Here is a 13,577-nt window from a genome sequence, read left to right on the forward strand (position 1 = left end):
TGGAGCGTGTCGGCGTGAGCACATCGCAGTACGAGACGTCTGGGGCGTACGAGCCCTACGGCGCGCCCGGAGTGCACGGCGCGCAGAAGATGTACGGCGTGCACGACGCCGAGACGCTTGCCTACGGCCCGGCGTACGGGGACGACACGTACCAGCCGGCCTACGAGGCCGCGGCGCAGGCGGCGCAGACGGCGCGGTCGTACGTCGGTGAGCAGGTGCCGCCGCGGCAGGACGAGCGCGGGGCGGCGGAGGAGGCGCGGGACGCGGGTGCGCGTGCCGGCGCGGGGCGCCGCGCCGCACGCCGGCGCAAGGCGCGGAACTCCCGGCGCCCCGACTCCGCCGTGCGCCGCCTGCTGCCGCAGGCCCTCGTCGTCGCGTTCCTCGCGGGCGGCACCACCGCGTTCCTCGCCAAGGACAAGGCGATCGAGTTGACCGTCGACGGCAGACCGCGCACCCTGCACACGTTCGCGGACGACGTGACCGGCCTGCTGGCCGAGGAGGGTGTACCGCTCGGGGCGCACGACGTGGTCGCGCCCGCCCCCGGTACGGCCCTGGCCAGCGGCGACGAGGTCGCGGTGCGCTACGGCCGTCCCGTACGGCTCACGCTGGACGGCGAGCGGCGCGAGGTGTGGACGACGGCGCGCACGGTGGACGGGGCGCTCAGGCAACTCGGGGTGCGTGCCGAGGGCGCATACCTGTCGGCCTCGCGCTCCCAGAGCATCGGACGCGCCGGGCTCGCGCTCGACGTACGCACCGAGCGCACGGTCACGATCCTGGCGGACGGCCGGACCCGGACCATCCGCACCAACGCCGCGACCGTCGGCGAGGCCGTCGAGGAGGCCGGGATCACCCTGCACGGCCAGGACACCACCTCCGTGTCCCAGTCCGGCTTCCCGCGCGACGGGCAGACGGTGACGGTGCTGCGCGTCACGGGCAGCAAGGAGGTGCGCGAGGAGACCATCCCGTTCCAGGTGCGGCGGACGGCGGACCCGACGCTGTTCAACGGCACCGAGGTGGTGGAGCAGGCCGGGCGGCCGGGGCTGCGCCGTGTGACCTATTACCTGCGGTCCGTCAACGGAGTCCGGCAGAAGGCGCGCCGCGAGACGTCCGAGGTGGTCCGCCGGCCGCGCACCCAGCTGATCAAGGTGGGGACCAAGCCGCACCCCGACTCCGTGACCGGCGCCGACGGCCTGAACTGGCACGGTCTCGCCGTCTGCGAGTCCGGCGGCCGCGCGCACGCGGTAGACCCCTCCGGGACGTACGGCGGGCTGTACCAGTTCGACACCCACACCTGGCACAGCCTCGGCGGCAACGGCCGCCCGCAGGACGCCTCGGCGGAGGAGCAGACGTTCCGCGCGAAGAAGCTCTACGTGAGCCGCGGCTCCACGCCCTGGCCGCACTGCGGGGCGCGGCTGCACAAGTGACCGGGGGAAGCGGCCGCACGGGTGACCGGCCGGAGGCGTCCCCCGGGGCCCGTACCCTTGTCCCGTGAGCAGCCCCACCCCCGACGCCCTCCTCGGCCCCGCCGACATCCGTGAGCTGGCGGCAGCGCTCGGTGTCCGCCCCACCAAGCAGCGCGGCCAGAACTTCGTGATCGACGCCAACACGGTCCGCCGTATCGTCCGCACCGCCGAGGTCCGCCCGGACGACGTCGTCGTGGAGGTCGGCCCGGGGCTCGGGTCCCTCACGCTCGCGCTCCTGGAGGTCGCCGACCGGGTCACCGCCGTCGAGATCGACGACGTGCTGGCCGGCGCCCTGCCCGCGACGATCACGGCGCGCATGCCGGCGCGCGCGGACCGGTTCGCGCTGGTCCACTCCGACGCGATGCACGTCACCGAGCTGCCAGGACCGCCGCCGACCGCCCTCGTCGCGAACCTTCCCTACAACGTCGCCGTCCCCGTCCTCCTCCACATGCTCGACACCTTCCCGAGCATCGAGCGGACGCTGGTGATGGTGCAGTCCGAGGTCGCCGACCGGCTCGCCGCCGGACCCGGCAACAAGGTGTACGGCGTGCCGTCCGTCAAGGCCAACTGGTACGCCGAGGTGAAGCGCGCCGGTGCCATCGGGCGCAACGTCTTCTGGCCCGCGCCCAACGTCGACAGCGGGCTCGTCTCCCTCGTCCGGCGCGCGGAGCCGCTGAAGACGACGGCCTCGAGGCGCGAGGTCTTCGCGGTCGTCGACGCGGCGTTCGCGCAGCGCCGCAAGACCCTGCGGGCGGCGCTCGCCGGGTGGGCCGGGTCCGCGGCGGCCGCCGAGGCGGCGCTGGTCGCCGCCGGGGTCTCCCCGCAGGCCCGTGGCGAGGCGCTGACCGTGGAAGAGTTCGCGAGGATCGCCGAGCACAAGGAGTCCGGTAAGTGAGCGTCACGGTACGCGTCCCCGCCAAGGTCAACGTCCAGCTCGCGGTGGGCGCCGCGCGCCCCGACGGCTTCCACGACCTGGCCAACGTCTTCCTCGCCGTCGGCCTCTATGACGAGGTCACGGTCACGCCCGCCGACGAGCTGACCGTCACCTGCGAGGGCCCGGACGCCGCCGAGGTCCCCCTCGACCGCACGAACCTCGCGGCGCGCGCCGCGCTCGCGCTCGCCGAGCGCCGGGGCATCGAAGCCGCCGTGCACATCCACATCGCCAAGGACATCCCCGTCGCCGGCGGCATGGCCGGGGGGAGCGCGGACGGGGCGGGCGCGCTGCTCGCCTGCAACGAGCTCTGGCGCGCGGGCGCCTCCCGCGCCGAGCTCCTCGCCATCTGCGCCGAACTGGGCAGCGACGTGCCGTTCAGCCTGGTCGGCGGGGCGGCTCTCGGCATCGGACGGGGCGAGCAGCTGACCGTGCTGGAGACCGGCGGCACCTTCCACTGGGTGTTCGCGATGGCGGAGCGGGGGCTGTCGACGCCGGCGGTCTTCCGCGAGTTCGACCGGCTGGCGCAGGGGCGGGACATCCCGGAGCCGGTGGCTTCGGCGGAGCTGCTCCAGGCGCTGGCGAAGGGGGACGCGGACGCGCTGGCCGCCGCCGTCTCCAACGACCTCCAGCCCGCTGCCCTGTCCCTCTTCCCGGAGCTCGCGGACACCCTCGACGCGGGACGCGGGGCCGGCGCGCTCGCCGCCCTCGTCTCGGGCTCGGGCCCCACGACGGCCTTCCTCGCGCGCGATCCGGAAGCGGCCACGAAGATCGCCGACGCCCTACGAGCCTCCCACACCTGCCGCACGATCCGCACAGCAACGGCCCCCGCACCGGGCGCCACGGTGACCCGCCCCCCCACAGCGCCGTAATAGGGCCGCGCGGTCGGCGAAGGCCCTGTCGGCTGGTCCGTCGAAGCCAGGGCTCGGCAGCGCCCCGAAGGGGCGCGGGGCCGTATCCGATATGCGGCTGCCGCCGCGCGGGCGCGACCAGCCACGACGGCGCAGCAGCCGACACACGGCATGTCGCGGCACTCCCAGCGGAGCACATAGGCTCCGCTTCCGACGTGGGCGGGCGGGGAGGGAGCGCACACATGGGCACGGGGGACGCGGTCGCGGACCGGCTCGTCGCGGCCGTACGGCGCGGGGACGCCGAGCAGGTCCGGGAACTGCTGGACGCCGGCGCCGACCCGGACACCGACGACGGGAGCACGGGTCTGCCGGTGCTGTGCCGGGCGATCTCGGCGGACGACCAGCCGGTCGCCGAGGCCCTGGTGCAGGGCGGAGCCGACCCACTGCGGCGGCTGCCCGACGGCACCACTCCGCTGCTGCGGGCGATGGAAGACGGATCGCCGGGCCTGACCCGCGCCGTCCTCCCCGAGGTGGCCCTCTACCCCGGGCCGCCGCGCGAGGAACTGCTGGGCCACGCCCGCCGTCTGGCGGGCCTCGACCCGGAGGCCGAACTGCGGCGCCGGACCGGCCTGCCGGGCCCCGTCGGGCGGACCCGGCGGCTGGACGACATCGGCTGCCGGTACGAGCGGCTCACCCTCGGCGGGCTGACGCTGGGCGATGGGCACGCGGCCTTCCTCACCGCCCTGGAGGCGAAGCTGCGGCTGCGCACGCCCTTCGCCGAACTGCTCGCGCGCGCCCTGACCCGCCCGGACCGCGACCACGCGGTGTGGACGGCATCGGTGCTGGCGCTGGGCGCGCGGCTGGACGACGAGACCTGGGCCGAGGCCACCCGGCTCGGCCGCGACCCCGATCCGCTGCTCCGGCTCTTCGCCGTGGACGTGATGCTGAGCACGATCATCGAGGACGCCCAGCGCCGCGAGCCCGCCCTTCAGGACCGGGCCCTCGCCTTCCGCCCCTGGGCCGAGCGGGAGCCGGACACGGACGTGCTCGCCGTCCTGCTCAACGGGCTGACGTGGACGAGCGGCCCGGAGACCGAAGCCATCGGCCTGGCGTACCTCACGCACCCCGACCCTCTGATCCGCGGCTGGGTGCCCAGCCTGCTGGACCGCGACGAGGGCGTGCTGCGCCCGGAGGGCCTGGCCGCGGTGCTCGCCCTGGCCCGCGACCCGGACCCCGAGGTACGCGAGGGGACCTGTTTCTGGCTGTGGCACTACCAAGGCCCCGAGCCGGAGATCGGGGACCTGCTGGTGGAGCTCACGCACGACGAGCGGCAGCCCACGCGCGCGTACGCGGTCGCGGCGCTCGCCCTCCGCGACGACCCGCGCTGCGTGGCGGCCGAGCACCGCATCGGACCCCTGGAGCCCGGCATGGCCCCCGACACCCTGCCGCTGACCGCGGTGTGGTGGTACCAGCGGCGTCATGGGGAGCAGAAGGAGGAGCCGAAGGAGGAGCAGAAAAGCGACGGCTGACCTCCGACTACCCTGGATGGGCGATCCATCCCCCGTGCGCAGGAGTGAAATGGCCGTCAACCTGGTCAATGTCGAGAACGTCAGCAAGGTCTACGGCACCCGTGCCCTGCTGGACGGCGTCTCGCTCGGCGTCTCGGAGGGCGACCGCATCGGCGTGGTGGGCCGCAACGGCGACGGCAAGACCACCCTCATCCGGATGCTCGCCAAGCTGGAGGAGGCCGACACCGGCCGCGTCACCCACTCCGGCGGGCTGCGCCTCGGCGTCCTCACCCAGCACGACTCCCTCGACCCGGCCGCCACCGTCCGGCACGAGGTCATCGGCGACATGGCCGACCACGAGTGGGCCGGCAACGCCAAGGTCCGCGATGTCCTGACCGGTCTCTTCGGCGGCCTGGACCTGCCGGGCTTCCCGAAGGGCCTGGACACCGTCATCGGGCCGCTCTCCGGTGGTGAGCGACGCCGTATCGCGCTCGCCAAGCTGCTCATCGAGGAGCAGGATCTCCTCGTCCTCGACGAGCCGACCAACCACCTCGACGTCGAGGGCATCGCCTGGCTCGCCCGGCACCTGCGCGAGCGCCGCTCGGCGCTGGTCTGCGTCACCCACGACCGCTGGTTCCTCGACCAGGTCTGCACCCGCATGTGGGACGTGCAGCGCGGTGCCGTCTACGAGTACGAGGGCGGCTACTCCGACTACGTCTTCGCCCGCGCGGAGCGCGAGCGGATCGCGGCCACCGAGGAGACCAAGCGGCAGAACCTGGTCCGCAAGGAGCTCGCCTGGCTGCGCCGCGGCGCTCCCGCCCGTACCTCCAAGCCGCGCTTCCGGGTCGAGGCGGCCAACGAGCTGATCAAGGACGTGCCGCCGCCGCGCGACACCTCCGAGCTGATGAAGTTCGCCTCGTCGCGGCTGGGCAAGACCGTCTTCGACCTGGAGGACGTGACCGTCCAGGCCGGGCCCAAGGTGCTGCTCAAGCACGTCACCTGGCAGCTCGGTCCCGGCGACCGCATCGGCCTGGTCGGCGTCAACGGCGCCGGCAAGACCTCGCTGCTGCGCGCCATGGCTGAGGCCGCCCGGACGGAGGGCGAGGCACAGCCGGCGGGCGGCCGGGTCGCCGTCGGCAAGACGGTGAAGCTGGCCTACCTCTCCCAGGAGGTCGCCGAACTGAACCCGAACACGCGGGTCCTGGAGGCGGTCCAGCAGGTACGCGAGCGCGTCGACCTCGGCAAGGGGCGCGAGATGACGGCCGGGCAGCTGTGCGAGACGTTCGGCTTCAACAAGGAGAAGCAGTGGACGCCGGTCGGCGACCTGTCCGGCGGTGAGCGCCGCCGGCTGCAGCTGCTGCGCCTGCTCATGGACGAGCCGAACGTCCTCTTCCTCGACGAGCCCACCAACGACCTCGACATCGAGACTCTCACCCAGCTGGAGGACGTCCTCGACGGCTGGCCCGGCTCGATGATCGTGATCTCCCACGACCGGTTCTTCGTCGAGCGCACCACCGACCGCGTCTTCGCCCTCCTCGGCGACGCCACGCTGCGGATGCTGCCGCGGGGCATCGACGAGTACCTGGAGCGCCGACAGCGCATGGAGGAGGCGGTCGCCGCCACCGCCGGCGCCGCGGCCGCCAAGTCCGCCACGACCGAGCGGAGCGCCGCCGACCAGCGGGCGGCCAAGAAGGAACTCCAGAAGATCGAGCGGCAGTTGGACCGTATCTCCGAGAAGGAGGCCAAGCTGCACGACCAGATCGCCGCGAACGCCACGGACTTCGCGAAGGTCGCCGAACTCGACGCGCAGCTCCGCGACCTCGCCGGGGAGCGCGAGGAACTGGAGATGCGCTGGCTGGAGTTGGCCGAGGACGCGTGACGGGTGCACCGACCGGCGTGAATCAGCCCTCTGCGGGCCCGCGCGCAACCCCCTTGCGCGGGCCCGGTGAAGGGGGCATGAAGGCGCGTAACGGTGGCATCACGGGGCGGTTCTCCCTTGGGAACAGCGGCAGATGTGCGCCCGTGGGCTGTCGGTGGCGGGTGGTAGAAAGGTCAGTCTGAGAACTGCCTGAGTGCGACCGCGGGTCCGTCACCAGCCTCGGGCATGGCTCGAAATCAGTGAACGAGGGGGAAGAACGCTGATGACCCAGCCGCCCGGCCAGCCGCCGCAGGGCGCTTTCGGAGCGCCGCAGGACCAGCCGCCGCCGGGCGGCGGATTCGGCGCCCCGCAACAGCCGCCCGTACAGGGAGCTTTCGGCGCGCCCCAGGGCACGCCCCCGCTCCCGCCCCAGCCGCCCCACCAGCCCCAGCCGGGTTACGGCTACCCGCAGCAGCCCGCCCCCGGCCCCTACGGCACACCGGGTCCGTACGGGCCGCAGCCCGGGTACGGGTACCCCCAGCAGCAGCCACAGTACCCCGGCGGACCGGGGATGCCCCCGCCTCCCGGCGGCGGAGGCGGCCGCGGGCCGTTCAGGGGGAAGCCCGCGCTGATCGTCGCGGCGGCGGTGGCCGGGCTGCTGGTCGTCGGCGGCACGGTGTACGCCCTGACCGGCAGCGGGAGCGGCGGCAGGAAGCCGGTCGCCGGGCAGTCCGACGACCCGAAGGCCTCCGGTACCCCGGTCGACCCGGGTGACGGCAGCGGCGGCGGTGCGGACCCGGAGAACCTCAACGCGGGCCGCAAGTCCGGCGAGGCCAAGGTGCTCTGGTACAAGTCGGCACCCGACGCACCCGCCTCCGGCGCCGACGCGCCCGGCATGTGGATCACCGGGAAGACGGCGGTGAAGGCGGCGTACAAGCAGGTCTTCGCCTACAAGGTGGGCAACGGCGACCCGGCCTGGGCCCCGATCACGTTCCCGCAGAAGATCTGCGCGGTCACCTCGCAGAAGTCGGCGGACGACAAGGTCGTCGTGGCCTACATGAACGGCACCAGCGACCGCGCCAAGTGCAACCAGCTGCAGGAGATCGACCTCGACACGGGCCGCAAGGGCTGGACCGCGACCGTCGCCGACGGCGGGCTGTTCGACAGCGCGCTCAGCATCGAGCTGACGATCAGCGGGAAGACGCTGATGGTGGGCCGTTCCGAGTCCGGCACGGCGTACGACCTCGGCAGCGGCGACAAGCTGTACGACAAGGAGAAGTACGGCGCGTCCTGCTTCCCGACGGCGTTCGCGGGCGGCACGGACCGGCTGGTCGAGGTGGCCTCCTGCGGTGCCGGCGGCAGCGCCGAGCACGACGAGATCTCGCAGCTCGACCCCGCCACCGGCAAGGTCGAGTGGACCCAGCCGGTCAAGAAGGGCTGGCAGGTCGAGCGCACCTACTCCGTCGACCCGCTCGTGGTCTACATGACCAACGAGGACAAGAAGGCCTGGAACATCTCGGTCCTGGACGGCAAGGGCGCGTTCCGTTCCGAGGTCAAGGTCGACGAGAAGTTCGCGCCCCAGTGCGGCTGGGCACTCCTTGCCCGTGACCTGCAGGGCTGCCAGGGCGTGGCCGCCGACGCGAACACCCTCTACCTGCCGACGGACGTGAGCGGCAGCGCCAACGAGATCGTCGCGATCAGCCTCACCGACGGCAAGGCGAAGTGGCGTGTGAAGTCCCCGACGGACGAGTCGATGTACCCGGTCAAGGCCGAGGGCGGCAAGCTCGTCGCCTACGTACGGCCGTCGTACGACGCGGGCGGCCAGGTCGTGTCGATCCCGACCACCGGCTCCGCCCACTCCACCACCCGGCTGCTGCAGAACCCGCAGCACACCGCCGACATCGAGGGCGGTTTCTACGACGGCGCGGTCGACTGGGTCGACGGCCGCTTCTACCTCTCCTCCACACGGCTGACCGGCAGCGACGAGGCGAAGGAGAAGCTGATGATGGCCTTCGGCAGCTGAGCGGGGCTCATCCCGAGCCGTCCCGCGCCGCCCCGCACTCCGCGCCGTACCCAGCCGTCTCACGCGCCGTCCCCGAGGTACTTCCGCCATGACCCAGCCGCCCCCGCCCCCGCCCAACCAGCCTCCCAACCCGTACGGCCCGCAACCCGGCTACGGCTACCCGCAACAGCCCCCGCAGCCCGGTCACGGCTACCCCCAGCAACCCCCGGCCCCGAACCCGTACGCCCAGCAGCCCGGCTACGGCTACCCGAACCAGCCGCCCCAGCCCGGCTACGGCCACCCGGGCGGCCAACCGGGCCACCCGGGCGGCCCCGGCCCCGCTCCGGGCCCCGGCCGCAACAACGCCGCGCTGCTCATCGTCGTCGCCGCGGTCGTCGCCATCGCGCTGATCGTCGGCGGCGGCATCTGGTACGCCAAGTCCTCCGGCGGAGACGCCAGGAAGGACGACACGGCGAACTCCAGCGACGGCGCCGGCGGCCAGGACGCGGACGGCGGCAAGAACGGCAAGGGGACCGAGAAGGTGCCCGCGGACACCACCTCCAAGGTCCTCTTCCAGGTCCCGCTGCCCACGGCGAAGGACACCACCGTCACCGCCGGTTCCTGGCTCACCGACAAGGTGTACGCGAAGACCGGCATCGCCCAGATCACCGGTTACGACCCCGACTCGGGCGCCAGGTTGTGGACGGTCCCGCTGCCCGGTCCGGTCTGCCGCGCCACCGGGCACGTCAGCGCCGACGGCCGGACCGCGGTCGTCTTCCAGCCGAAGATGCCGGCGAAGGGCTCCACGGCCGGCTGCACCCAGGTCGCCGCGATCGACCTGAACACCGGCAGGAAGCTGTGGACCCGGACGGTCAAGTCCGGTGATGTCCCGGTCACCTTCGACAACGTGACGGTCGCCCAGCAGACCGTAGCGGTCGGCGGCTCCAGCGGTGGCGCCGCCTTCGACCTCGCTTCCGGCAAGGTCCGCTGGCAGCCGAAGGCGGCCGACAGCTGCCACGACGCCGGCTACGGCGGCGGCGCCAAGCTGGTCGCGGTCCGCAGGTGCGGCAGCGGCGACGCCGGCCAGCTGCGCATCCAGACCCTCGACCCGGTCACCGGCAAGGTGCTCTCGGAGTACAAGATGACCTCGGGCATCGACTACGCGAGCGTCGTGTCGACCGACCCGCTGGTGGTGGCCGCCGACGTCAACGACAGCGCGGGCGACGGCAGCGGCTTCTCGGACGTCTTCTCCATCGACGACAGGACCGGCGCGCTGCGCACCCGTATCTCCACGCCGGGCAGCTCCTACGCGGCCCGCTGCGACGGCATCTACGACCTGGAGAAGTGCACGGGAGTGGTGGTCGGCAACGACAGGCTGTACCTGGCGACCGAACAGCACGACGGTGACGGGGACTACACGAAGACCAACGAGATCGTCGCCTTCGACCTGGGCACCGGCAAGCAGACCGGCCAGCGAGCCGACGCCGGGAACGACTACACGATCACGCCCCTGCGCATGGACGGCCCCGATGTGATTGCCTACAAGAACGCGCCGTACGACAAGGGCGCTCAGGTCGTCAGCATCGACGGCGGTTCGTTCAAGGAGACCAAGCTCCTGGAGAACCCGGTGACCACGGCGGTCAAGGCCGTGGAGACCACCATGTCGCCCGACTACGCCGAAGTCCGCTACTCCCAGGGGCACCTCTACCTGTCCGCCGCGTACGCCCACGCCGCCGCCTCGTCGTCGTCGGCCAAGGAGTACCTGGTGACCGCCTTCGGTGCGGGTGGCTGATACGCGCTCTTCACCCGCGAATACGAGAAAACCCAGAGATTCCTCCGATCCGGGGCACTTCTCATCAGTAGGGGCAGCGCAACGTCGAACAAGCGTGTAGCTTCCGGGGGCATGAAGGACGGGGTGCCGGGGGGCCCTCTGTCCATGCGGACCAGTGGGCATCCATAGTGGGGCATCCATTGGGGGGACTGGGGGGTTGCTCTATGGGAGTGCGGCTCATGGTGGTCGACGACCACCGGTTGCTCGCGGAGGCGCTGGCCTCGGCGCTGAAACTGCGCGGCCACCGGGTGCTCGCGGCGGCGGCACCCGCGGCGGGCGCGGCCGAGCTGGTGATCACACGGGCACCCGAGGTGTGCCTGCTCGGTACGGCGACACCGGCCGAGCCGGGGATCTTCGACCCGGTGGTGAAGATCAAGCGGGAGCGGCCGCAGGTCGCCGTCCTGGTCCTGGGCCCGGTGCCGTCCCCGCGGGGCATCGCGGCGGCCTTCGCGGCCGGCGCCTCCGGGTACGTAAGGCACGACGAGCGGATCGAGGGCGTCGAGCGGGCGATCATGAAGGCCCGGGCCGGGGAGGCCGCCGTGGCACCCGCCCTGCTCCAGGGCGCCTTCGGCGAACTCCTCAACCCGGCCGCCCAGCCCGACGACGAGGGCCAGCGCCTCCTCCAGATGCTCACCCCGAGGGAGGTGGAGGTCCTGGTCCGCGTCGCCGACGGCGAGGACACCCGCCTCATCGCCGCCGGCATGGGCATCGCCCCCAGCACGGCCCGCACCCATGTCCAGCGGGTCCTGATGAAGCTGGGGGTGGGGTCGCGCCTGGAAGCGGCCGCGCTGGCAGCACGGACCGGACTCCTGGACAGGGCTGGACCACTGAACAATTCAGCGGGGCCGGACTTTTAGCCGACGGGACCGCAATTCCCCAGGGGCGCTGGGGGTACCCCCGGCCGAAGGCTGGGGGAGGAACTGCGCGACCAGCCCCCACGCACCCGCAGCCGGAACACAACCGACATCAGTCATCGGCCTCGTCGACCGGAGGTACCGGTGGCGGAGTAGGTCGCAGCCACAGCCACACCAGGAAGAACACCCCCAGCAACAGCATCCCGATCCCGGTCCACAGGTTGATGTTGATTCCCTGTGCCTTGTCGATCTCGGCCTGCGAGTCCGTGATCCCGGTGATCGTGACGATGATCCCGTAGAGCACGAACAGCCCCCCGATGATCCGCCGCAGGTCGAAGATCCGCGCGGCGGTCGCGGACCGCCCCTCCAGCTCGGTGACCTCGCGCTGGACGTCCTGCTCGGAGTAGTGGAACCCGGAGTGCCCGGAGTCGTCGGTCATGGTCTCTCCATCCTCCCGCGACCGGGACTAGAACGAGAACGGGATGTAGCAGGCGGCGGCCAGGATCACCGCGCCCCAGCCCAGCAGCGCCGGCCGCCGGTACCAGGCCTCGTCGCCGGGTGCGGGCGCCTCGGTCATGCCGGGGGAGGTCGTGCCGTAGACGAGCCCGGCCAGCTCCGCCTCCGGCTTGGGCGCGGTGAACAGGGACACGATCACCATCACCACCGCGCCGGCGACGAACCCGGCGATCGCGGAGACGAAGTTGGCGCCCTGGTCGGAGGGGATGCCGATGATGTCCTTCTTGTAGAGGACGAAGTAGTTGACCATCGCGGTCACGGTGCCCGCGAGCAGCCCCCAGAAGCCGGATTTCGCCGAGGCCCGCTTCCAGAACATGCCGACGATGAAGACGACGAACATCGGCACGTTGAAGAAGGAGAACAGCGTCTGGAGGTAGCTCATGATGTTCGAGAACGACGACGCCAGGAACGCCGTACCGATCGACGCGCACACGCCGATCGCCGTGATGAGCCGTCCGAAGCGCACGTAGTAGCCGTCCTCCCGGCCTCTCACCACGTACTTCGCCCAGATGTCGTTGGTGAACACGGTGTTGAAGGACGACACGTTGGCCGCCATACCGGCCATGAAGGCGGCCAGCAGCCCGGTGACCGCGATGCCGAGCACGCCGTTGGGCAGCAGCTGTGACATCAGGTAGGGGATGGCGTCGTTGTACTGGAGGCCGGACTTCGCGGTCCCGATGTCCGGCACGAGCGCGGCGGCCACCAGGCCCGGGATCATCACCAGGAAGACGATGAAGATCTTCGGGTACGCGGCGATCAGCGGGGTGCGCTGGGCGGCGGAGAGGTTCTTCGCCGACAGGGCCCGCTGCACCTCGGCGAAGTTCGTCGTCCAGTAGCCGAAGGAGAGCACGAAGCCGAGGCCGAGGACGATGGTCAGCCAGTTCGCGCCGAGCGGGTTGACGGAGCCGATGCCGGTGCCGCCCCAGGCGGTGGTGAAGTTGCGGCCGTGGGTGGCGGTGAGCTTGTGGACCAGGCCGTCCCAGCCGCCGACCTTCTTCAGGCCGAGCACGGACAGCGGGATGAGGGCGGCCAGGATCACGAAGAACTGCAGCACCTCGTTGTAGATGGCCGAGGAGAGACCGCCGAGGGTGATGTACGCCAGCACGAACGCGCCGGCCACCACGATCGCCACCCACTGCGGCCAGCCCAGCAGCGCCTCCACGACGATCGCCAGGGCGTAGAGGTTCACACCGGCGATCAGAATGGCCGCGAAGGCGAACAGGATCGAACTGAGCAGGTGTGCGGCTCTGTCGAAGCGGAGCAGCAGCATCTCGGGGACCGAGCGGACCTTGCTGCCGTAGTAGAAGGGCATCATCACCAGGCCCAGGAAGACCATGGCCGGAATGGCGCCGATCCAGTACCAGTGCACGGTGTAGGCGCCGTACTGCGCGCTGTTGGCGGCCATGCCGAGGATCTCGGTGGCGGCCAGGTTCGCCGAGATGAAGGCGAGACCGGTGATCCAGGCGGGCAGCGACCGTCCGGAGAGGAAGAAGTCGAGGCTGGTCCTCACCGAGCGGCGGGCCGCGAAGCCGATGCCCAGGACGACGGCGAAGTAGATCGCCAGGATCGTGTAGTCCAGGCCGTTGGTCGGGAGCCGCAGCCCCGCCGCGAGGTCCGTGGTGAGGTCTGTCGCGAGGTATGTGGGGGATACGGGGGCATCTGTGGGGTTCTGCACCCAGTAATTCAACACTTTCGTTGTCTCACCTTGATTGATTGCGATGTTGACTGGGGTGGTGAGTTGTGTTTTGGTGTGTTCGGTTCTG

The 13,577-nt window shown here is 71.7% G+C and carries 10 protein-coding genes; 8 read left to right on the forward strand and 2 right to left on the reverse strand.

Annotated features, from left to right (window positions below; all coding sequences use genetic code 11):
* Positions 1-14: 14 nt before the first annotated feature.
* From ACFY6U_RS41815 to ACFY6U_RS41850, 8 genes are all read left to right on the forward strand, one after another.
* Complete coding sequence (locus tag ACFY6U_RS41815; protein ID WP_390046914.1) at positions 15-1,424, forward strand: ubiquitin-like domain-containing protein; 1,410 nt, start codon at positions 15-17, stop codon at positions 1,422-1,424.
* A gap of 64 nt (positions 1,425-1,488) precedes the next feature.
* On the forward strand, positions 1,489-2,358 hold the full coding sequence (gene rsmA / locus ACFY6U_RS41820) for a 16S rRNA (adenine(1518)-N(6)/adenine(1519)-N(6))-dimethyltransferase RsmA (protein WP_390046916.1): 870 nt from the start codon (positions 1,489-1,491) through the stop codon (positions 2,356-2,358).
* A complete protein-coding gene (locus ACFY6U_RS41825) occupies positions 2,355-3,266 on the forward strand; it encodes a 4-(cytidine 5'-diphospho)-2-C-methyl-D-erythritol kinase (protein ID WP_390046918.1) in 912 nt (303 codons plus the stop codon). Before rsmA ends, ACFY6U_RS41825 begins: the two co-directional genes overlap by 4 nt.
* 221 nt (positions 3,267-3,487) lie before the next feature.
* Entirely contained in the window at positions 3,488-4,774 is a 1,287-nt protein-coding gene (locus ACFY6U_RS41830; protein WP_390046920.1) for a hypothetical protein, read from the forward strand.
* Positions 4,775-4,823: 49 nt separating this feature from the next.
* Positions 4,824-6,632 carry an ABC-F family ATP-binding cassette domain-containing protein gene (locus ACFY6U_RS41835; RefSeq protein WP_390046922.1) on the forward strand — a complete coding sequence of 603 codons (1,809 nt, stop codon included), beginning with the start codon at positions 4,824-4,826 and terminating at the stop codon, positions 6,630-6,632.
* Positions 6,633-6,894: 262 nt separating this feature from the next.
* Positions 6,895-8,634, forward strand: coding sequence for a PQQ-binding-like beta-propeller repeat protein (locus ACFY6U_RS41840; protein ID WP_390046923.1), 1,740 nt, complete (start codon positions 6,895-6,897; stop codon positions 8,632-8,634).
* Between the two features lie 88 nt (positions 8,635-8,722).
* The gene (locus tag ACFY6U_RS41845; RefSeq protein ID WP_390046925.1) at positions 8,723-10,405 is read left to right on the forward strand and encodes a PQQ-binding-like beta-propeller repeat protein; all 1,683 of its coding nucleotides are present in this window, start codon (positions 8,723-8,725) and stop codon (positions 10,403-10,405) included.
* Between the two features lie 203 nt (positions 10,406-10,608).
* Positions 10,609-11,301 (forward strand): LuxR C-terminal-related transcriptional regulator, encoded by a 693-nt coding sequence (locus ACFY6U_RS41850; protein ID WP_390046926.1) that lies wholly within the window; start codon positions 10,609-10,611, stop codon positions 11,299-11,301.
* A 109-nt stretch (positions 11,302-11,410) separates the two neighbouring features.
* Here the strand turns inward: ACFY6U_RS41850 and ACFY6U_RS41855 are convergent, their stop codons facing one another.
* Both ACFY6U_RS41855 and ACFY6U_RS41860 read right to left on the reverse strand, forming a co-directional pair.
* Positions 11,411-11,737, reverse strand: coding sequence for a hypothetical protein (locus ACFY6U_RS41855; protein ID WP_390046928.1), 327 nt, complete (start codon positions 11,735-11,737; stop codon positions 11,411-11,413).
* Positions 11,738-11,764: 27 nt separating this feature from the next.
* The gene (locus tag ACFY6U_RS41860; protein WP_390046929.1) at positions 11,765-13,489 is read right to left on the reverse strand and encodes a sodium:solute symporter family protein; all 1,725 of its coding nucleotides are present in this window, start codon (positions 13,487-13,489) and stop codon (positions 11,765-11,767) included.
* Between the last annotated feature and the right edge of the window lie 88 nt (positions 13,490-13,577).

It is taken from the genome of Streptomyces sp. NPDC013157 (genome assembly GCF_042899865.1).
GTDB lineage: Bacteria > Actinomycetota > Actinomycetes > Streptomycetales > Streptomycetaceae > Streptomyces.

Coding starts and splice junctions, on each gene's coding strand:
- ACFY6U_RS41830 (WP_390046920.1), top strand. CDS start 3,488: ATGGGCACGGGGGACGCGGTCGCGGACCGGCTCGTCGCGGCCGTACGG.
- ACFY6U_RS41835 (WP_390046922.1), top strand. CDS start 4,824: ATGGCCGTCAACCTGGTCAATGTCGAGAACGTCAGCAAGGTCTACGGC.
- ACFY6U_RS41840 (WP_390046923.1), top strand. CDS start 6,895: ATGACCCAGCCGCCCGGCCAGCCGCCGCAGGGCGCTTTCGGAGCGCCG.
- ACFY6U_RS41845 (WP_390046925.1), top strand. CDS start 8,723: ATGACCCAGCCGCCCCCGCCCCCGCCCAACCAGCCTCCCAACCCGTAC.
- ACFY6U_RS41850 (WP_390046926.1), top strand. CDS start 10,609: ATGGGAGTGCGGCTCATGGTGGTCGACGACCACCGGTTGCTCGCGGAG.
- ACFY6U_RS41855 (WP_390046928.1), bottom strand. CDS start 11,737: ATGACCGACGACTCCGGGCACTCCGGGTTCCACTACTCCGAGCAGGAC.